The 18786-nt window shown below is 72.7% G+C and carries 19 protein-coding genes; 10 read left to right on the top strand and 9 right to left on the bottom strand.

Translation table 11 applies throughout. From position 1 onward, the window contains the following. Window positions 1–3 precede the first annotated feature (3 nt). On the bottom strand, window positions 4–1089 hold the full coding sequence (locus JT721_RS07515) for an alanine racemase (protein ID WP_205472331.1): 1086 nt from the start codon (window positions 1087–1089) through the stop codon (window positions 4–6). Between the two features lie 82 nt (window positions 1090–1171). Here JT721_RS07515 and JT721_RS07510 point away from each other — a divergent pair, with 82 nt between their 5' ends. The 5 genes from JT721_RS07510 to JT721_RS07490 all read left to right on the top strand — a co-directional run bounded on the left by JT721_RS07510 (window position 1172) and on the right by JT721_RS07490 (window position 5461). Next, window positions 1172–1960, top strand: coding sequence for a pentapeptide repeat-containing protein (locus tag JT721_RS07510; RefSeq protein ID WP_307827942.1), 789 nt, complete (start codon window positions 1172–1174; stop codon window positions 1958–1960). 69 nt (window positions 1961–2029) lie between these two features. Continuing rightward, entirely contained in the window at window positions 2030–2893 is an 864-nt protein-coding gene (locus tag JT721_RS07505) for an LLM class F420-dependent oxidoreductase (protein WP_205472330.1), read from the top strand. 268 nt (window positions 2894–3161) lie between these two features. After that, on the top strand, window positions 3162–3662 hold the full coding sequence (locus JT721_RS07500; protein ID WP_307827941.1) for a sortase domain-bontaining protein: 501 nt from the start codon (window positions 3162–3164) through the stop codon (window positions 3660–3662). Between the two features lie 387 nt (window positions 3663–4049). Beyond that, on the top strand, window positions 4050–4877 hold the full coding sequence (locus JT721_RS07495) for a metalloregulator ArsR/SmtB family transcription factor (RefSeq protein WP_307827940.1): 828 nt from the start codon (window positions 4050–4052) through the stop codon (window positions 4875–4877). Continuing rightward, window positions 4874–5461, top strand: a complete 588-nt coding sequence (locus tag JT721_RS07490; RefSeq protein ID WP_205472329.1) for a TIGR03086 family metal-binding protein — start codon at window positions 4874–4876, stop codon at window positions 5459–5461. Before JT721_RS07495 ends, JT721_RS07490 begins: the two co-directional genes overlap by 4 nt. Before the next feature lie 500 nt (window positions 5462–5961). On the opposite strand, the gene JT721_RS07485 is transcribed toward JT721_RS07490, so the two are convergent. The 3 genes from JT721_RS07485 to JT721_RS07475 all read right to left on the bottom strand — a co-directional run bounded on the left by JT721_RS07485 (window position 5962) and on the right by JT721_RS07475 (window position 9329). Continuing rightward, window positions 5962–8331, bottom strand: coding sequence for an excinuclease ABC subunit UvrA (locus JT721_RS07485; RefSeq protein ID WP_205472328.1), 2370 nt, complete (start codon window positions 8329–8331; stop codon window positions 5962–5964). A gap of 136 nt (window positions 8332–8467) precedes the next feature. Continuing rightward, a complete protein-coding gene (locus JT721_RS07480; RefSeq protein ID WP_205472327.1) occupies window positions 8468–8878 on the bottom strand; it encodes a VOC family protein in 411 nt (136 codons plus the stop codon). A 10-nt stretch (window positions 8879–8888) separates the two neighbouring features. Continuing rightward, on the bottom strand, window positions 8889–9329 hold the full coding sequence (locus tag JT721_RS07475; RefSeq protein WP_205472326.1) for a helix-turn-helix transcriptional regulator: 441 nt from the start codon (window positions 9327–9329) through the stop codon (window positions 8889–8891). 177 nt (window positions 9330–9506) lie between these two features. Between JT721_RS07475 and JT721_RS07470 the strand changes: the two genes are divergently transcribed. Beyond that, the gene (locus tag JT721_RS07470) at window positions 9507–9647 is read left to right on the top strand and encodes a hypothetical protein (RefSeq protein WP_205472325.1); all 141 of its coding nucleotides are present in this window, start codon (window positions 9507–9509) and stop codon (window positions 9645–9647) included. A gap of 27 nt (window positions 9648–9674) precedes the next feature. On the opposite strand, the gene JT721_RS07465 is transcribed toward JT721_RS07470, so the two are convergent. Next, window positions 9675–10691: a zinc-dependent alcohol dehydrogenase family protein gene (locus tag JT721_RS07465; RefSeq protein WP_205472324.1), complete on the bottom strand. Its 1017-nt coding sequence runs from the start codon at window positions 10689–10691 to the stop codon at window positions 9675–9677. A 92-nt stretch (window positions 10692–10783) separates the two neighbouring features. Between JT721_RS07465 and JT721_RS07460 the strand changes: the two genes are divergently transcribed. Then, window positions 10784–12313 (top strand): UDP-N-acetylglucosamine 1-carboxyvinyltransferase, encoded by a 1530-nt coding sequence (locus JT721_RS07460; protein WP_205472323.1) that lies wholly within the window; start codon window positions 10784–10786, stop codon window positions 12311–12313. Window positions 12314–12331: 18 nt separating this feature from the next. Here the strand turns inward: JT721_RS07460 and JT721_RS07455 are convergent, their stop codons facing one another. Further along, window positions 12332–12592, bottom strand: coding sequence for a zf-TFIIB domain-containing protein (locus JT721_RS07455; protein ID WP_205472322.1), 261 nt, complete (start codon window positions 12590–12592; stop codon window positions 12332–12334). 63 nt (window positions 12593–12655) lie between these two features. Between JT721_RS07455 and JT721_RS07450 the strand changes: the two genes are divergently transcribed. From JT721_RS07450 to JT721_RS07440, 3 genes are all read left to right on the top strand, one after another. Then, on the top strand, window positions 12656–13459 hold the full coding sequence (locus JT721_RS07450) for a glycerophosphodiester phosphodiesterase (RefSeq protein WP_205472321.1): 804 nt from the start codon (window positions 12656–12658) through the stop codon (window positions 13457–13459). A gap of 61 nt (window positions 13460–13520) precedes the next feature. Next, complete coding sequence (locus JT721_RS07445; RefSeq protein WP_205472320.1) at window positions 13521–14903, top strand: MFS transporter; 1383 nt, start codon at window positions 13521–13523, stop codon at window positions 14901–14903. 191 nt (window positions 14904–15094) lie between these two features. Further along, window positions 15095–15478, top strand: coding sequence for an RNA polymerase-binding protein RbpA (locus JT721_RS07440; protein ID WP_205472319.1), 384 nt, complete (start codon window positions 15095–15097; stop codon window positions 15476–15478). Between the two features lie 24 nt (window positions 15479–15502). Here the strand turns inward: JT721_RS07440 and JT721_RS07435 are convergent, their stop codons facing one another. The 3 genes from JT721_RS07435 to lnt are packed head-to-tail and all read right to left on the bottom strand — an operon-like array spanning window position 15503 to window position 18370. Further along, window positions 15503–16027 (bottom strand): FxsA family protein, encoded by a 525-nt coding sequence (locus JT721_RS07435; RefSeq protein WP_205472318.1) that lies wholly within the window; start codon window positions 16025–16027, stop codon window positions 15503–15505. A gap of 28 nt (window positions 16028–16055) precedes the next feature. Beyond that, on the bottom strand, window positions 16056–16784 hold the full coding sequence (locus JT721_RS07430; protein WP_205472562.1) for a polyprenol monophosphomannose synthase: 729 nt from the start codon (window positions 16782–16784) through the stop codon (window positions 16056–16058). A 47-nt stretch (window positions 16785–16831) separates the two neighbouring features. Beyond that, window positions 16832–18370, bottom strand: a complete 1539-nt coding sequence (lnt, locus tag JT721_RS07425) for an apolipoprotein N-acyltransferase (protein ID WP_205472317.1) — start codon at window positions 18368–18370, stop codon at window positions 16832–16834. Window positions 18371–18786 lie beyond the last annotated feature (416 nt).

Raw genomic sequence — 18786 nt, 5'->3', positions numbered from 1 at the left:
GCCCTACCCGTTGAGTCCGCGGGCGGCGACCGGCCACCAGGTCGGGCCGGCCGCACTGCCGGCACCGCCGGGGCCGCCCGTGCCGCGCACCCACAGGCGGTCGACGAGGTTGACCGCGGCGCAGGAGTGGTTGGGCACGACGTCGACCTGGCTGCCGAGCGGCGGCAGCGGGGCGCCGGCGAGGTCGACCACCGCGTGGTGCTCCGAGAGCGAGACGATCCGCGCGCCCGGCTCGGCGAGCAGCCGCCCGTACCCCGTGGCGTACGCCGCGCGGTCGGCGCCGAGCACCTTGCTGCCGGCGTCGAGGACGGCCCGACCGCCGGCGTGGCTGACCACGGTGGCCCGGCAGGTCAGCGCCAGGTCGCCCGGGTCCATCGCGCCCAGCTCCCACTGCTGGGCGTCGCCCACGGCGTAGACCCCGGGGCGCAGCTCGGTGACGACGTCGGTGTCGGCTAGCTCGAGGCTGGGGGTGGAGCCGCCGCTCAGCACCCGCGGCTCCACGCCGGCCGCGCGCAGCGCTTCGGCGGCCACCGCGAGTGCCCGCGACTCCCCGTCGGCGGCGGCGATGGCGCCCCCGCGGGCGTAGGCGTGCCCCGGGAAGGTGAACGCGCCCCGCACCTCGAGGCCCGCGCGCCGCGCCACCGCCCCGACCTCGCCGGCCCGCTCCGGCGGGCAGCCGGTGCGGTGGTGTCCGGAGTCGACCTCGACCAGCACCTCGATGCCGGTGCCGCCCACCGACCGGCCGGCGCGGGCCGCCCCCTCGACGGAGTCGACCCCGATCGCCAGCGTGGTGACCCTGGCCAGCTCGGTGAGCCGCTCGGCGCATCGTTCGTCGACCCACACCGGGTAGGCGAGGAACAGGTCCGTGCAGCCCTGCCGCGCGAACAGCTCGGCCTCGCCGAGGGTGGCCACCGTGAGCCCCACCGCGCCCGAGGCGAGCTGGAGGCGGGCGATCTCGGGGGACTTGTGGGTCTTGGCGTGGGGACGCAGCGCGGTGCCGGTGACCGCGGCCCGGTCGGCGGCGCGGCGCACGTTGCGGCGCAGGCGGTCGACGTCGACGACGAGGTAGGGGGTGGCCGGCGTGGGCATGGCTGCACGCTAGCCAGTCGCGGCCCGGCTCGGTGCCGGTCGGTGCCTGCGCCGCGGGAGGGGTCGGCCGTACGGTGGCGTCGTGGAGCTGGCCTCGGACTGTGCGCGCTGCGAGGGGCTGTGCTGTGCGGCGATGGCGTTCACGCGCGGCGGTGGGTTCGGCCACGACAAGCCGGCCGACACCCCCTGCCACCACCTGACGCCGGCCGCGGGCTGCGGCATCCACGCCGAGCTGCGTGAGCGGGGGTACCCGTCGTGCACCGTCTTCGAGTGCTTCGGCGCCGGCCAGCAGGTCGTGCAGGTCACCTACGCCGGGCGGTCCTGGCGCGAGCACCCCGACCTGGCCGCCGAGGTGTTCGCGGTGTTCCGCGCGCTGCGCGGCGTGCACGAGGTGGCGGCAGCGGTGGTGGCCGCCGCCGCCGCCGTACGCACCGCCGGTGCGGGTCCGCTGGCCGAGCTCGAGGCGGTGGCCGCGGAGCTGGCCGCCCTCGACGCGGCGCCGCCCGCCGTCGTCCTCGCCACGGACCTCGACGCGCTGCGCGGTCGGGCCGGCGACCTGCTGGGCCGGGCCAGCCGGGCGGTGCGCGGCGGGGGACAGGACCTGTCCCGCCGCGACCTGCTCGGGGCGGAGCTGTCCGGGCGCGACCTCGACCGCGCCGACCTGCGCGGCGCCCTGCTCGTCGCCGCCGACCTGCGCGGGGCGTCGCTGCGGCTCACCGACCTGCTGGGCGCGGACCTGCGCGACGCCGACGTCCGCGGCACCGACCTGGCCGACGCGCTGTTCGTGACCCAGCCGCAGGTCAACGCCGCCCGCGGTGACGACGCCACGGTGCTGCCTGCGCACCTGGACCGGCCGGCGCACTGGGCCTGAGCCGGCCACTGGGCTGAGCGGCGCACTGGGCTGGAGTGGGCGTTCCGGGCCCGGCCTAGGCTCGGGGGCATGGAACTCGGCGTGCACTACGCGAACTTCAGCCACCCCGACTGGCAGCACACGCTCGTCGACCGCCTGGTCGAGACCGCGCGGACGGCCGACGAGGGCGGGGTCTCGATCGTGACCGTGATGGACCACTGGTTCCAGATGGAGGACCTGGGCGGGCCGCCCGAGCCGATGCTCGAGGGCTACACCACGCTGGGGCACCTGGCGGCGGTCACCGAGCGGGTGCGGCTCGGGCTGCTGGTCACCGGCGCGACGTACCGCCACCCCGGCCTGCTGGCCAAGACCGTGACCACCCTCGACGTGCTGTCGCGGGGCCGGGCCGTGCTCGGCATCGGGGCGGCCTGGTACGAGCGCGAGCACCTCGGCCTCGGTGTGCCGTTCCCGCCGATGGCCGAGCGGTTCGAGCGGCTGGAGGAGACGCTGCGGATCTGCCGGCAGATGTGGAGCGACGACGACGGGCCGTTCGAGGGGGAGCACGTCCGGCTCGCCGAGACCGTCAACGTGCCGCCCACCGTGCAGGGGCGGCTGCCGATCATGATCGGCGGCAGTGGCGAGCGGAAGACGCTGCGGATGGTGGCCCAGTACGCCGACGCCTGCAACATCTTCGGCGAGAGCCCGGAGTTCGTCGGGCGCAAGCTCGAGGTGCTGCGCGGACACTGCGAGCGGCTCGGCACGGACTACGACGCGATCGAGAAGAGCGTGATCACCACCGTCTCCGACGACCAGCTCGCGGGCCTCGCCGAGACCATGAAGCCGTACGCCGACCTGGGCATCGGGCTGGTGACGGTCTCGCCGGTGACCGACGACCCGGTCGCGTGGACCCGGGCCGCGGTGGACAGCGCCGTGCCGGCCCTGGCCGGGCTCTAGGCACACCGTGCGCAACCTCGCCGCCGTCGCCGCCGGGCTTGCGCTCCTCGTCGGCGCGGTGGCGGGCTGCACCGACACCGAGCGGTCGTCGGCCGGGACCGTTCCGGAGGAGGGCCTCGGCGGGGGTTCGGCATCGAGCAGCCCGGCGTAGACGGCGTCGGGGGAGCCGCCCACGACCACGTCCACGACCACGTCCACGACCACGTCCCCGGCCCGCGCCCCCAGGCCCGCTCCGAGCGACGGTCGTCCGCGGCGCGCCCTGCTCTCGGTGCCGCGCCTCGGTCTGGACCGGCTGGTCGTCGTCCCCTACCGGGGCTGGACCGACGACGCCCCCGGCACGGCCATCCAGGACCGCGGCCGGCTGGCCAGCCCGTACGGCCCGCGCGGCGGCACCGGACCGGGCGGCGTCGGCAACTACCAGGTCACCGGCCACCGCACCTCCTCGACCCGCGCCTTCGAGTTCCTGCCCGACCTGCGCCGCGGTGACCGGGTGCTGGTCGACGTGGGGCGCACGCGCTACGTCTACCGGGTGACGAGGACCCGCGAGACGTCGTTCCGCTCGGCCCGGTCGCTGCGCGAGCAGCGTGCGGCGGTGCCCGGCCGGCCCGGGGTCACTGCCACCCGGGCGATGATCACGCTCTCGACCTGCGCGACCGCGGAGGACCACGCCGAGGGCAACTATTGGTCCGACGAGTTCAAGAACCCCGAGCACCGGATCGACAAGGTCGGCGTGCTGGTCGCCGTGCGGCGGCTCCCTCGCCGGGGTTGAGGTGCGGCCGGGGGCGAGGGCTGTGTGTGTGGGGGTGCGGTTTGGTCACCAACCGCGTGATCCGGGGCGAATTTCCTGCGGTTTGTGACCAGACCGCGCGGCGCTCGGCCTGAGCACCAGGCACGTCCGGCGCCCGGAGCCGGATCCGGGTGGGGCCCGCGGTTTGGTCACCAACCGCACGTCCCAGGGACGGGTTCATGCCGTTTGTGACCAAACCGCGCACCGGCGACCACCCGGAAGCCGGGCGCGCCCGCGGCCGCAGCACCACCGGGAGAGGCCCGCCGTTTGGTCACCAACCGCACGTGACGAGGCCGAATAGGCGCGGTTTGTGACCAAACCGCACACTTCCGTCTTGCACATGCAGGCATTTACCTGCATATTGGTGGCGTGAGCACCGACCCGGGATCGATGGACGCGGCTTTCAAGGCGCTGGCCGACCCCACCCGGCGGCAGCTGCTCGACCGGCTGCGCACGCAGGACGGCCAGACCCTGACCGAGCTGTCCCAGCACTTGGGCATGACCCGGCAGTCGGTCACGCAGCACCTCGACCTGCTGGTCGGGGCGGGGCTCGTCACCGTCGTCCGGCGGGGGAGGGAGCGGCGGCACCACCTCAACCCGGCCCCGATCCACGAGATCGAGCAGCGCTGGATCTCGGAGTTCGACCGACCGCGGCTGCAAGCCATCCGCGCCATCAAGCACACAGCAGAGGAGCTCGCCATGAACGACACCACTGGGTCCGTGCCCAGCTACGTCTACGTCACCTACATCCGCGCCACTGCCGAGCAGGTGTGGCAGGCGCTCACCGACGCCGACGTCACGGCTCAGTACTGGCACCACCGCAACGTCTCCGACTGGGCGGTCGGGTCGTCATGGGAGCACCGCCGCAGCGACGACAGCGGCGTGGTCGACGTGGTCGGCACCGTGCTCGAGACCGACCCGCCTCGCCGGCTGGTCGTGACCTTTGAGGACTCACCGGGGGAGGAGCGCCCCGACGGGCCGTCGGTCGTGACCTTCCAGGTCGACCCCCATGGAGGCATCGTCCGGCTCACCGTCACCCACGAGAACCTGCCCAACCGCGCCATGCTTGACGGGATCTCCTCGGGCTGGCCGGCCGTGCTCGCCAACCTCAAGTCGCTGCTCGAGACCGGCGAGACCCTGCCGAGCGAGCCCTGGGCGATGGCCCCGGCCGCGCACGCCTGGCGGGCCGCGCAGTGACAACAACGACCGAGCGCCTCGGGCGCTCCTGCGAGGTGCTGCTCGGCACGCTGCGCGACGTTCGCCCCGACGAGCTGCACCGCGCCACGCCGTGCGCGGGCTGGGACCTGCGCACCCTGCTGCTCCACGTCGCCGGCTCCGCCGACGGGTTCGCCACGATGCTCACCTCGGGAGGTTTCGAGCAGCCTCCAGCGCCGAACGGCGTCGCCGACCCCGCCGCCCACGCCATCGCACGGGTGGAGCAGTTCGCCAGGAGCCATCGTGAGGCGACCGTCGCCGCGGAGCCCGGCACCAAACGCGCCAAGTTCGCCCAGGACGCCGCCAGCACCGGCGCCATCGAGCTGACGGTGCACGCCTGGGACGTCGCCACGGCACGCGGCGCCGACCCGCGCGTCCCGGACGACCACGCCGCCGACGTGCTGGCGCTGGTGTCGTCGCTGCTCACCGACGAACGCCGCGGGGACGCGTTCGGACCAAGGGTCGCGGTGCCCGTCGACGCCCCGGCCGTCGACCGACTCGTGGCGTTCCTCGGCAGGGCGCCGAGCAACGGCGGAGGAGGACGAGGCCTTCCCCCCTCCAGGTAAGTTGACATAATGTCGCTTATCGGCGGTATGCCTCGCCGCGTCGTGGGTGGACGCGACACGTCGGCGGACGGATGTGACCGACCACGCAAAGGCGCGGTTGAGGCGCCGGTTCGTGCTCGCACCAGCGCACCAACCACGCAAAGGCGCGGTTGGCGTCCCGGATCCTCGGCCGGCGTGCAGCGCCAACCGGATGGATCGGACACGCAGCTTGGCGGACTCCTCCGCGCAACCAGCACGTCCGCGCGAAACCGACCTGACATAAGAGGTGTCGTGCTCATGCCCGTCCGGGCGTAGGACGGGCGCAGGACAGGCGCATGGAGGGTGGCGCATGGAGGGTGGCGCATGGAGGGTGGCGCATGGAGGATCCCGTCGCCGAGGCCGAGCACTGCTCCGCGGTCTCGCCACGGCCGTAACCGAGCCCCCTCCGCTACGCCGAGTCCGGGGCCGACCTGCCTCGACCGGGCTCCAGCCAACCCCTGGCCAGCGCCCCAGCCGGCACGTCAGCCCACCGGCTGACCGACGTACTGGGCCAGGTGCCGCCCCGTGAGCGTCGGTTCGTCCGCGGCGACCAGGTCGGCCGGCGTGCCTTCGAACACGACCTGGCCGCCGTCGTGGCCGGCGCCCGGGCCGACGTCGATGATCCAGTCGGCGTGCGCCATCACCGCCTGGTGGTGCTCGATGACGATCACCGACCTGCCGGAGTCGACGAGGCGGTCGAGGAGGCCGAGCAGGTTCTCCACGTCGGCGAGGTGCAGGCCGGTCGTGGGCTCGTCGAGGATGTAGACGTCGCCCTTCTCCCCCATCTGGACGGCGAGCTTGAGTCGCTGGCGCTCCCCGCCGGACAGGGCCGTCAGGGGTTGCCCGAGGGTGATGTACCCGAGGCCGACGTCGACCAGGCGGTCGAGGATCTTCACGGCGGCCGGGACCTTCGCCTCGCCTCCCCCGAAGTGCTCGAGCGCGTCGGTCACCGACATCTCGTGCACCTCGGCGATGTCCTTGCCGCCCAGGGTGTGCTCGAGCACCTCCGCCTTGAACCGGCGGCCCTCGCACTCCTCGCACGGCGACTCCACGGTGGCCATCGGCCCCAGCTCGGTGAAGATCACGCCGGCGCCGTTGCAGGTCGGGCAGGCGCCCTCGGAGTTCGAGCTGAACAGGGCCGGCTTGACGCCGTTCGCTTTGGCGAAGGCCTTGCGGATCGGCTCGAGGAGCCCGGTGTACGTCGCGGGGTTGCTCCGGCGCGAGCCCTTGATCGCGCCCTGGTCGATGACGATCACGCCCTCGCGGCTCGCGAGCGAGCCGTGGATCAGCGAGCTCTTCCCCGAGCCGGCGACGCCGGTCACCACCGTCAGCACCCCCAGGGGCACGTCGACGTCGACGTCGCGGAGGTTGTTGGTCGAGGCGCCCCGGATCTCCAGCGCCCCGGACGCCTCGCGCACCTCGTCCTTGAGGGAGGCCCGGTCGTCGAGGTGGCGGCCGGTGAGGGTGTCGCTGGTCCGCAGCTCCTCGACGGTGCCCTCGAACACCACCCGGCCACCCTCGCTGCCGGCGCGGGGGCCGATGTCGACGACGTGGTCGGCGATCGCGATGGCCTCGGGCTTGTGCTCGACGACGAGCACGGTGTTGCCCTTGTCGCGCAGCTGGAGCAGCAGCTGGTTCATCCGCTCGATGTCGTGGGGGTGCAGGCCGATCGTGGGCTCGTCGAAGACGTAGGTGACGTCGGTCAGCGGCGACCCGAGGTGGCGGATCATCTTGGTCCGCTGCGCCTCGCCGCCGGACAGCGTGCCGGCCGGCCGGTCGAGCGAGAGGTAGCCCAGGCCGATCTCGGAGAACGAGTCGAGCAGGTGCTGCAGCCCCTTGAGCAGCGGCGCGACCGACGGCTCCTCCAGGTCGCGCACCCACGCGGCCAGGTCGCTGATCTGCATCGCGCACAGGTCGGCGATCGAGGCCCCGCGGATCTTCGAGGCCCGGGCCTCGGGGGTGAGCCGCGTGCCGTCGCAGTCGGGGCAGGTCTGGAAGGTCACCGCACGGTCGACGAAGCGCCGGATGTGCGGCTGCATCGCCTCGGGATCCTTCGACAGCATCGACTTCTGGATCTGCGGGATCATGCCGGTGAAGGTGAGGTTGACGCCCTCGACCTTGATCTTGGTCGGCTCCGACCACAGCATCGTCTCGAGCTGCTTCTTGGTGAAGGACTTGATCGGCTTGTCCATCGGCAGGCCCATGCCCTCGAAGAGCCGGCCGTACCACCCGTCCATGGAGTAGCCGGGCACGGTGAGCGCGCCGTCGTTGAGCGACTTCTCCTCGTCGTAGAGGGCGGTCAGGTCGATGTCGTTGACCTTGCCCATGCCCTCGCAGCGCGGGCACATGCCGCCGAGGTAGACCTCCTGCTTGGCGACCCGGCGCTCGGTGCGGCCGCCCTTCTCGGTGGTCATCATCCCGCTGGCCTTGCGGGTCGGCACGTTGAAGGAGTACGCCGTCGGCGGCCCGACGTAGGGGTCGCCGAGACGGCTGAACAGGATGCGCAGCATCGCGTTGGCGTCGGTGGCGGTGCCGACCGTCGACCGCGGGTTGGCCCCCATCCGCTCCTGGTCGACGAGGATCGCCGTCGTGAGCCCCTCGAGGTGGTCGACCTCGGGGCGGGCCAGCGACGGCATGAAGCCCTGCACGAAGGCGCTGTAGGTCTCGTTGATCAGCCGCTGTGACTCCGCCGCGATGGTGCCGAAGACCAGCGAGCTCTTGCCCGACCCGGACACCCCCGTGAACGCCGTGAGCCGGCGCTTGGGGATGTCGAGGCTGACGTCCTTGAGGTTGTTGACGCGGGCACCGGTCACCCGGATGCGGTCGTGGCTGTCGGCGGGGTGCTGGGTCATGCGGTGTCGGCTCTCCATCGTTCGGCGGGACCGCCGTCGGCGCGACGGCGGTCCCTTGTCTACCGGATCCGGGGTGCTGAGGGTCGCTCGCTCAGACCGGGTTCGGCCTCCGGATCCATCGGTGCCGGTGGTCCGGTCAGCTCACCTCGTTGATGCGCACGGTGTTGCCGGCAGGGTCGCGGAAGGCGCAGTCGCGGATGCCGTAGGGCTGGTCTGTCGGCTCCTGCATCACCTCGGCGTCGCCGGCCTGCAGGCGCGCGAACACCGAGTCGAGGTCGGGGGTGGCGAGGGTGACCATGGCGTAGGTGCCCTTGGCCATCATCTCCAGCACGGTGCGGCGCTCGTCATCGGTCACGCCCGGGTCGGCGCCGGGCGGGAACAGCACCAGGTTGGTGCCGGGCTGGCCGGGCGGCCCGACCGTGAGCCAGCGCAGACCGTTGTAGCCGACGTCGTTGCGCAGCTCGAAGCCGAGCAGGTCGCGGTAGAAGCCGAGGGCCGCCTCGGCGTCGTCGTGGGGCAGGAACGCGGAGTGGATGCTGATGTCCATGCCCCGAACGCTAGGGCCGGGCGGGCGGCTTCGCTTCTCGATTCCTGACCGGTCTGGTGACCTGCTTGGTGACGCAGGACGGGACGCCGGCCATGTCGCTGCGCGCCTGCTGCCGGTAGGTGCTCGGCGGCACGCCGACCAGCTCGGTGAACCGGGTGCTGAACGTGCCGAGCGACTGGCAGCCGACGGCGAAGCAGACCTCGGTCACGCTGAGCTCGCCCTGGCGCAGCAGCGTCATCGCCCGCTCGATGCGTCGCGTCATCAGGTAGGAGTACGGCGACTCGCCGTACGCCGCGCGGAACTGCCGGCTCAGGTGCCCGGCCGACATGTGCTCGCCGCGGGCCAGCGCCTCGACGTCGAGCGGAGAGGCGTACTCGCGGTCGATCCGGTCACGCACCCGGCGCAGCCGGACCAGGTCGCGCAACCGCCCGTCGTCCGCCGTGCCGCCCACGGCGCCGATCGTCCCACGCGGGCCCCCGCGTGTCGTGCACACCACCCGAACGGGCCATGCCCCCACGGTCCGCTCGGATGGTCTTGGGACCAGGCCCGGTGTTTCGCGCCCCGACCGTCCCTCCCGGGTCCTACCGTCGGTCGCACCGCACCAAGGCCTCGAGGGGAGGTGGAGTCGATGTGGGACACCGTGGTCGAGAGCGACACGCACCTGTCGCACGACCTGCCGTGCCAGCGCTGCGGGCACGCCGCGCACACCTTCCTCGCCTGCGACGCCGGCTGCGAGTGCCAGCCGGTCGCGCTGCCCGGCGAGCGCTGACCCTGCGCGTCGTGGGGACGCGCCCGGTCAGGGACGCAGCAGCACCTTGATCGCCCGGCGCTCGTCCATCGCCCGGTAGGCGTCCGCGACCTCGTCGAGGGGCATCGTCGCGTCGAAGACCCGCCCGGGGTCGATCCGGCCGCTCACGACCAGGTCGAGCAGCTCCGGCAGGTAGGCCCGCACCGGCGCCATGCCGCCGGCCAGCCCGACGTTCTTCTGGAACATCCGCCGCACCGGCAGCTCGACGCCGTGCGGCACGCCGACGAACCCGACCGTCGATCCTGGCCGGGCGACGGCGAACGCCGTGCCCATCGCGTCGTCGGTGCCGACGCACTCGAGCACCGCGTCGGCGCCGACCCCGGCCGTGAGCTCCTTGATCGCCGCCGCGCCCTCGCGGCCCCGCTCGGCCACGACGTCGGTGGCGCCGAGCTCGCGCGCCAGCCGCTGCCGCGGCTCGTGGCGCGACATCACGACCACCCGCTCGGCGCCCATGACGCTGGCAGCCAGCACGCCGCACAGGCCCACGGCGCCGTCGCCCACCACGACCACGGTGTCGCCAGCCTTGACCCGCGCCGCCACCGCGGCGTGCCACCCGGTCGCCATCACGTCGGTCAGCGCCAGCAGCGACGGCACCAGCTCGTCGTCGGGGGTCCCGTCGGTCTTCACCAGGCTGCCCTCGGCCTGGGTGACCCGGGCGTACTCAGCCTGTCCCGACGCGGTCATCCCGAGGTTGGTGCACGCCGAGTGCACGCCAGCGCGGCAGTGGGCGCAGGTGTTGTCGGCGTGGCAGAACGGCACGACCACGAAGTCACCCGGCCGGAACGACGACACCTCTCCCCCGACCTCCTCGACCACCCCGACGCACTCGTGGCCGATGGTGGAGCCGGCGTCGATCGGGTTCTCGCCGCGGTAGGGCCACAGGTCCGAGCCGCAGACGCAGCCCGCCACCACCTTGACGATCGCGTCGGTGGGGGCCTCGATGGTGGGGTCGGGCACCTCGGTCAGCCGGATGTCGCCCGGCGCGTGGATGGTCGTCGCTCGCATGTGTGCCATCCTTGCACCGAGGTCCTCCCCCACGACTCGTCGGCGTCGCCCGGCGAGTTGCTTTATCTCACATGTGAGTTACCGTTGGGAGCATGACCGACGAGGGCTACCAGGGACGCATCGGCAACCTGATCCGCGACGCGCGCACCTACCGCGGGCTCACCCAGTCCGAGCTCGCCGAGCGGCTGTCGACCAGCCAGAGCGCGATCAACCGGATCGAGAAGGGCCACCAGAACCTCTCGCTGAAGATGGTGGCCCGGATCGGCGAGGCCCTCGACTCCGAGATCGTCGCGCTCGGCGCCGGCCCCACCCACCTGCGGGTCACCGGGCCGACCACGCTGTCGGGCAGCATCGACGTCAAGACCTCCAAGAACGCCGGTGTCGCGCTGCTGTGCGCCTCGCTGCTCAACCGGGGCCGCACGACGCTGCGCAAGGTCGCGCGGATCGAGGAGGTCAACCGGCTGCTCGAGGTGCTCAACAGCGTCGGCGTGCAGACCCGCTGGCTCAACGACGACAACGACCTCGAGATCGTGCCGCCGCGCCAGCTGAACCTCGAGAACATCGACGAGACCGCCGCCCGGCGCACCCGCTCGATCATCATGTTCCTCGGCCCGCTGCTGCACCGCTCCGAGACCTTCGAGCTGCCCTACGCCGGGGGCTGCAACCTCGGCACCCGCACCGTCGAGCCCCACATGGCCGCGCTGCGCCCGTTCGGCCTCGAGGTCAAGGCCACCGACGGCAGCTACCACGCGCAGGTCAGCCCGGCGATCGCCCCGGGCCGCCCGATCGTGCTCACCGAGCGCGGCGACACCGTCACCGAGAACGCGCTGATGGCGGCTGCGCTGCACCCCGGCACCACGGTGATCCGCAACGCCTCGTCCAACTACATGGTCCAGGACCTCTGCTTCTACCTGCAGAAGCTCGGCGTGACCGTCGACGGCGTCGGCACCACCACGCTGACGGTCACCGGCGTCGAGGACATCGACGTCGACGTCGACTACGCCCCCAGCGAGGACCCCATCGAGGCGATGTCGCTGCTCGCCGCGGCCATCGTCACCCAGTCGTCGATCACCATCCGGCGGGTGCCGATCGAGTTCCTCGAGATCGAGCTGGCCACCCTGGAGGAGATGGGCTTCCAGTACTCCCGCACCGAGGAGTACGACGCCCGCAACGGCCGCACCCGCCTGGTCGACATCACCACCCGGCCCAGCCACCTGCGGGCCCCCCACGACAAGATCCACCCGATGCCGTTCCCGGGCCTGAACATCGACAACCTCCCGTTCTTCGCGGTGATCGCGGCGGTGGCCGAGGGCCAGACCCTGCTGCACGACTGGGTCTACGAGAACCGGGCCATCTACCTCACCGAGCTCAACAAGCTCGGCGGCCAGGTCAAGCTGCTCGACCCCCACCGGGTGATGATCGAGGGCCCGACGCACTTCTCCGGCACCGAGATCGTCTGCCCGCCGGCGCTGCGGCCGGCCGTGGTGATCCTGCTGGCGATGCTGGCCTCCAAGGGCACCTCGGTGCTCCGGTCGACCTACGTCATCCACCGCGGCTACGAGGACCTCGCCGAGCGGCTCAACACCCTGGGAGCCAGCATCGAGACGTTCCGCGACATCTGACCGGTCGCGGAGCCCGGCTCAGAAGAAGAGGGTCTCCACCCACGCCCGGGCCGGCGTCCGGGTCGGCGGCGGCGCGGTCATGTTGGGCGTGATGCGCGGCATCGGCGCGGTGTGCTGGCCGGCGTAGCGGTGCCAGTCGCCCTCCGACTCCACCAGGGCGCCGAGGTCGCTGCGGGACAGGAAGACGCCGTGCCCGTCGGGGCACGAGGAGACCGCTCCCTCCCCCACCGGGCGCCGCTCCATCTCCGTGCCGCACTGGGGACAGGTCAGGGGCTCCATTCCGGCACCGTAGCCCGGCCCGGCGCTCGGCCCCGGGACGCGCGCCGGTGGATACTGCTCGCTGTGACCTCGCCGCGCACCGGGCTGCCCTACCTCGACGCGGTGCTCGAGAGGCCGGGGTCGGTGCTGGCGTTCGCCCACCGCGGCGGCGGCCACCACCCGGAGGTGGTGGGCCTGGAGAACACGATGGCGGCGTTCCGCCACGCCGTCTCGCTGGGCTACGACTACCTCGAGACCGACGTCCACGTGACCCGCGACGGCGTCCTGCTGGCCTTCCACGACCCTGTCCTCGACCGGGTCACCGACCGCTACGGCGCGATCGCCGACCTGACCGCCGAGGAGGTCCGCGAGGTCGTCGTCGGCGGGCGCGAGGAGGTGCCGACCCTGGCCCGTCTCTTCGACGAGTTCCCCGGCGTGCGGTTCAACATCGACATCAAGGCGGCGGCGGCCGTGGCACCGCTGGCCGCCTTCGTCACCGAGCGCGGCGCCGAGGACCGGGTCGTGGTCGGCTCTTTCTCCGCGCGCCGACTGGGCGAGTTCCGGCGGCTGACCGGCGGCCGGGTGCCGACGTCCGGGCACCCGCTCGAGGTCGCGGCCTACCGGTTCCTGCCCAGCGGCCGCCTGGCCCGGCTGCTCACGCGCGGCCGGCCCGCCGCGCTCCAGGTCCCCCACCGCCGCGGCGCGCTGACGCTGGTGACGCCCGGCCTGGTGCGCCGCGCGCACGCCGCCGGGCTGCACGTGCACGTCTGGACCGTCGACGACCCCGCGGAGATGAGGGAGCTGCTCGACCGGGGGGTCGACGGGCTGTTCACCGACGACACCGTCACGCTCAAGGAGGTGCTGGTCGAGCGCGGCCAGTGGCGGTAGGCCGCGCCGGAGGTCCAGCAGGGGTACGCCGACCGCACGGTCGGGCAGGAGGGGAGACCAGATGAGCACACCGACACCGATCGCCGACCTGGAGCCGTTGCACCGGGCCCGCGACCAGCGCGCCTGGTACTGGTACGACTGGGCCAACTCGGCGTTCTACACGACCGTGCTGTCGGTGATGTTCGCGCCGTACCTGATCACGGTGGCGGGCACGGCGGCCGGCTGCGTGGAGAAGACCGAGGAGGCCTGCAACGAGACGGTCTCGCTGCTGGGCCTGCACCTCTCGGCCGGGTCGCTGCCGTTCTACCTGACCAGCTTCGCCACCCTGCTCAGCGCGTTCGTGCTGCCGCTGGTGGGTGCGTTCGTCGACCAGTCGCCCCGCAAGAAGACCCACATGGCCGGCTTCGCCTGGGCGGGGGCGGCCTGCGGCGCGCTGCTGTTCCTCGTCCGCGACGACCACTGGCAGATCGGGGCGTTCGCGGTGGTCGCCGCGACCGTGCTGGCCGGCTGCTCGCTGGTCAGCTACTACGCGATCCTGGTCGACATCTCCACCGAGGACGAGCGCGACCGGGTCTCGGCCCGCGGCTGGGCGTTCGGCTACCTCGGCGGCGGGCTGCTGCTGGCGGTCAACCTCGGGGTGTTCCTGGGCCACGACGCCGTCGGCCTCACCGAGGCGATGGCGGTGCGCCTCTCGCTGCTCTCGGCGGCGGTCTGGTGGGCGGGGTTCACGCTCATCCCGTTCGTGCGGCTGCGCAACCACGCGCCCCACCCGGTACCGGCCAGCGCCGGTGACCGGCTGTGGGACCGGTCCTTCGGCCAGCTGGCCGCGACGTTCCAGGAGATGCGCGGCTACCCGAAGACGCTCACCTTCCTGGCCGCCTACCTGTTCTTCAACGACGGCATCCAGACGGTGATCTACGCCGCCTCGACGTACGGATCCAAGCAGCTGGGCTTCAGCACCAGCGTGCTGATCGCGACGATCCTGGTCATCCAGTTCGTGGCGTTCGGCGGCGCGCTGCTGTTCGGTCGCTGGGCGCAGCGGCACGGCTCCTACCGGCCGATCAAGTGGGGCATCGTGGCCTGGATGGCGATCGTGGTGGTTGCGATCTTCCTGCCCGAGCGCAACGTCGCGCTGTTCCTGCTGGTCGCGGTCGCCATCGGCCTGGTGCTCGGCGGCACCCAGGCGCTCTCGCGCTCCTTCTTCTCGCTGCTCATCCCCCGCGGCCGCGAGGGCAACTACTTCGCCCTCTACAACGCCTGCGAGCGCGGCACGTCGTGGTTCGGGACGTTCCTGTTCGGGCTGGTCTTCCAGCTGACCGGCAGCTACCGCCCGGCGATCTCCGTCCTGATCGTCTTCTTCGTGCTCGGCTTCGTGCTGCTGCTGCGGGTCGACCCCCGCCGGGCCATCCGGGACGCCGGCAACCGGGTGCCCGAGGTGTTCTGAGCCCGCTCCCGGGTACCGGTTCCGTACCGACGGTCCGCCCACTGATTCTGCGGAATCTTGGCTCCCTCGCTACCGTTGAAGACTTCGAGGGGTCGGGACCGCCGCCGCGGAGGATCTCGCGTCACGGCGCGAGCGGCCGACCGTCTCTTCAGAGCAACACCCACGGGGATCGAAAAGTTTGGAGGTGCCTCATGGCTGAGCGCACGTTGCGTGGAGCCCGACTGGGCGGCCAGAGCTTCGAGGACGAGCGCGGCATCGAGTTCGCCGCCCGTCAGCAGGTCGGCTACCGCTGCCCGCAGGAGCACGAGTTCGAGATCACGATGTCGGTCGAGGCGGACATCCCGGCGGTCTGGGAGTGCCCGCGCTGCGGCGCCGAGGCCCTCAGCGTCTCCGGGATCCAGCCCGAGGTGAAGGCCGAGAAGCCCGCCCGCACGCACTGGGACATGCTGCTCGAGCGCCGCTCGGTCAAGGAGCTCGAGGACATCCTCAAGGAGCGCCTCGAGCTGCTCCGCGGCGGCGAGATCGGCCCCGCGCACCTGCACCGCGGCAGCAAGAAGAAGTCCGTCAGCGCCTGACGTCGTCAGGCCCCGGCAGCCGGCTCAGCGCGGCTCCTCGTCGGGATCGACCACCTCGCCCCGGACCACCGGACCCTGCGTCCCCGGTCCGGGGCGAGTCGCGTCTCCCGGGGCGCGCGACGTGCGGCCGCCGGGACCGCGTCCCGGCGGGGGCACGGGGAGCAGCCGGCGCGCCACGACCTGGGTCAGCAGCCGGCGTGCCACCGGTCGGGTGAACGGCAGCACCAGCAGCACCCCGAACGCGTCGGTGACGAAGCCCGGGCTGAGCATCAGGGTGCCGCCGACCAGGATCAGCGCCCCGTCGGCCAGCTCGCGCGCCGGCATGGTGCCGCTGGACAGCGCCGCCTGCAGGGCCCGCCACGCCCGGGCGCCCTCGCGGCGGATCAGCCAGGAGCCGAGAATGCCGTCGAGCACCAGCAGCAGGATCGTCCACCAGGCGCCGATCACCTGACCGACCTGGATGATCACGTAGATCTCCACGACCGGCATCACCACGAACACCAGCACCAGCAGCAGGGGCAGCCAGCGGCGCCGGCGGGTCGGGCTCATCGCGGCAGCACCTCCGTCACCGAGCGGGTCACGACCGCCGCCGGCGGCGGGTGCCGGCCAGCTGGGCCCAGCGCTCGCGCAGCCCCCACACCGTGACCCGCCACAGCGACTCCGCCGCCACGGCGCCGCTCATCTTGGAGTCGCCGCGCTCGCGCTCCACGAAGTCGATCGGCACCTCGCGCACGGTCAGCCCAGCGCGCAGGCAGCGGGCCACCAGGTCGGTCTGGAAGACGTAGCCCGTGGAGCGGACGGTGGCGAGGTCGATCTTCTCCAGCGCGCTGCGCCGGAACACCCGGAAGCCGGCGGTGGCGTCGCGCACCGTGATGCCGAGCAGCAGCCGGACATAGAGGTTTCCGCCGCGCGAGATCAGCTCGCGGGTGCGCGGCCAGTTCACCACCGAGCCGCCCGGCACGTAGCGCGAGCCGATCACGAGGTCCGCGGCCAGCAGCCCCTCCAGCAGCCGGTGCAGCTGCTCGGGCTGGTGGGACCCGTCGGCGTCCATCTCCCCCACCACGTCGTAGCCCGCGGCCAGCGCCCACGCGAAGCCGGCGAGGTACGCCGCGCCCAGGCCTCCCTTGCCGGCGCGGTGCAGCACGTGCACGCCGGGATCGGTCGCCGCGAGCTCGTCGGCGACCCGACCGGTGCCGTCGGGTGAGTTGTCGTCGACCACGAGCACGTCGACCTCGGGCCGGGCGGTGCGCATCCGGTCGACGATCCAGGCGAGGTTGTCGGCCTCGTCGTAGGTCGGCACGACCATCACGACGCGGCCGAGGTCGCGGGTGTCCACTCTGGCTGCCTCCCTGTTCACTGTCCGGGCGTTGCGCCCTCCGCGGTCACGAGCACCGGCGGAGACCCGGCAGTGTCCCGGCGCCGACGATACGCGACCGTCCCCAGCAGCAGGCCGGCCACCGTCACCAGCGTGCACAGCCGGGCGGTCCACGGGCCGATCAGGGTGGCCGGGGTGCGGCTGCCGATCAGCTCGACGTCCTGGCTGAGCACCGCGGTGCTACGGGTGTCGGCCCGGTCGACGACCTCGCCGTCGGGGCCGATCACCCCGGTGACGCCGTTGGTGGAGGCGACCACGACGCTGCGGCCGAACTCGAGGGCCCGCAGCCGGGTGATCGCGAACTGCTGCTCGATCTGGTGGGTGAAGATGAACGTGGCGTTGGAGGTCTGCACGGTCAGCAGGTCGGCGCCGCGGGAGAGCTGGGCCTGGAGGCCGTCGTCGTAGGCGATGTCGAAGCAGATGGCGTCGGCGACCCGCACGCCGCCGATCTCGAGCGGCTCGCCGCGGGTGCCGCTGAGCATGTCGCGGGAGATGATCGCCAGCCGGCCGAAGTTCATGTTGTCGAAGAACGATCGGAACGGCACGTACTCCCCGTAGGGCACCGGGTGCCACTTGGTGTAGCGGTCGCCCGCCCCGGTGACCGGGTCCCACACGATCCCCTGGTTGAGCACGTGCTCGGAGCCAGCGTCGACGATGCCGCCGACCAGGACGGGGGCGTCGATCGCCTCGGAGGCGGCCCGGATGCCGGCGTTGGTGCCCGCGTCGCGGAAGGGGTCGACGGCGGTGCTGTTCTCGGGCCACACCACCAGGTCGGGGCGCGGCTCGAGCCCGGCGTCGACCCGCTCCGCGAGGTCGATGGTGGCTTGCACGTGGTTGTCGGTGACCTGGCGGTGGTCGTAGAGGATGTCGTTGCCGGGCCCGGGCACGTCGCCCTGCACCGCCGCGACCCGCCAGCTCCCGGCACTCTCACCGGTCCAGGGCAGCAGTGCCGGCACCGCCAGCGCCGCCACCAGCCCGGCCAGCGCCAGCGCGGTCGGCCGACGACCGCCGCGCGGGGCCAGCACCAGGTGGGCGAGCAGGAAGCCGAGGAGCGCGAGGACGAAGCTGACCGCGACCGCGCCGACGTAGGGCAGCGAGGCCGCGACCGGGGTGTCGACCACGGCGAAGGAGAGCCGCCCCCACGGCATGCCGCTGAACGGCCAGCCGCTGCGCCACACCTCCACCGCCGTCCACGCCGCGGCCCACCACAGCGGCCACCACCGGCGGGCGGCCAACAGGGCGCACAGCGCGGCGGTGAGGGCGTAGAAGAGGGTCTCGACCGCCGCGAGGGCCAGCCAGGCGTCGCGGCCGACTGCGTTCATCCAGTGGATGTGGACGAAGTAGAACGAGCCGCCGAACAGCAGGCCCGGGAGCCAGGCGCGCCGCGCGGGCAGCCCGCGCACGGCGACGGCGAAGCCGGCGACCGCGACCGGCAGCACCCAGGGCAGCGCGACCGGCTCGAAGGCGAGCGAGAGCAGCAGACCGGAGGTCACGGCGAGCGGGATCCTCCAGAGCACGGGCCCACGCTACCGGTGCCTCCGCGACGGGACGCCGGCTCGGAGGAGGAGCCCGCCTGCAGGGCTCCGGAAGGGCCCCGTGGCCCTTCGGACCAACTCGTGCCGCTGCTGGCTGCCGCGACCGGGCTGTTGTCTAGGGGGCAAGGGGCCCTTCCGTGTCCGCCCTCGCGGAGCGGACCGACCTCCGCGAACCAGGTCGGTGGGGTGATGGCACCTCACCCTCCGACCAGATCACTCGGACGTCGGTCCGCCGGCCACGACCTGCACGAGCGAACACCGGACACCTTCGTGGCCCCGGACCGCCCTGTCAACGCCCCTCTGACCTGCGCAAACACGCGTCGTCGCAGGTCAGGCGATGCCTGCCGTTCGCCTCCGGTTCACCGAAATCTCGCGGGTCGGCGGCGTGTCGCCGCCGA

This window comes from Nocardioides sp. SYSU D00038, assembly GCF_016924665.1.
GTDB lineage: Bacteria > Actinomycetota > Actinomycetes > Propionibacteriales > Nocardioidaceae > Nocardioides.
The sequence above is the reverse complement of the archived record's forward strand: the minus strand, read 5'-3'. Positions and strand labels throughout refer to the sequence as shown.

What these genes read in the sequence shown, in the direction of transcription:
- JT721_RS07515 (WP_205472331.1), bottom strand. Translation starts at nt 1,089, where the DNA reads ATGCCCACGCCGGCCACCCCCTACCTCGTCGTCGACGTCGACCGCCTG.
- JT721_RS07465 (WP_205472324.1), bottom strand. Translation starts at nt 10,691, where the DNA reads ATGCGAGCGACGACCATCCACGCGCCGGGCGACATCCGGCTGACCGAG.
- JT721_RS07485 (WP_205472328.1), bottom strand. Translation starts at nt 8,331, where the DNA reads ATGACCCAGCACCCCGCCGACAGCCACGACCGCATCCGGGTGACCGGT.
- JT721_RS07505 (WP_205472330.1), top strand. Translation starts at nt 2,030, where the DNA reads ATGGAACTCGGCGTGCACTACGCGAACTTCAGCCACCCCGACTGGCAG.
- JT721_RS07440 (WP_205472319.1), top strand. Translation starts at nt 15,095, where the DNA reads ATGGCTGAGCGCACGTTGCGTGGAGCCCGACTGGGCGGCCAGAGCTTC.
- JT721_RS07470 (WP_205472325.1), top strand. Translation starts at nt 9,507, where the DNA reads ATGTGGGACACCGTGGTCGAGAGCGACACGCACCTGTCGCACGACCTG.
- JT721_RS07445 (WP_205472320.1), top strand. Translation starts at nt 13,521, where the DNA reads ATGAGCACACCGACACCGATCGCCGACCTGGAGCCGTTGCACCGGGCC.
- JT721_RS07480 (WP_205472327.1), bottom strand. Translation starts at nt 8,878, where the DNA reads ATGGACATCAGCATCCACTCCGCGTTCCTGCCCCACGACGACGCCGAG.
- JT721_RS07455 (WP_205472322.1), bottom strand. Translation starts at nt 12,592, where the DNA reads ATGGAGCCCCTGACCTGTCCCCAGTGCGGCACGGAGATGGAGCGGCGC.
- JT721_RS07430 (WP_205472562.1), bottom strand. Translation starts at nt 16,784, where the DNA reads ATGGTCGTGCCGACCTACGACGAGGCCGACAACCTCGCCTGGATCGTC.
- JT721_RS07435 (WP_205472318.1), bottom strand. Translation starts at nt 16,027, where the DNA reads ATGAGCCCGACCCGCCGGCGCCGCTGGCTGCCCCTGCTGCTGGTGCTG.
- JT721_RS07460 (WP_205472323.1), top strand. Translation starts at nt 10,784, where the DNA reads ATGACCGACGAGGGCTACCAGGGACGCATCGGCAACCTGATCCGCGAC.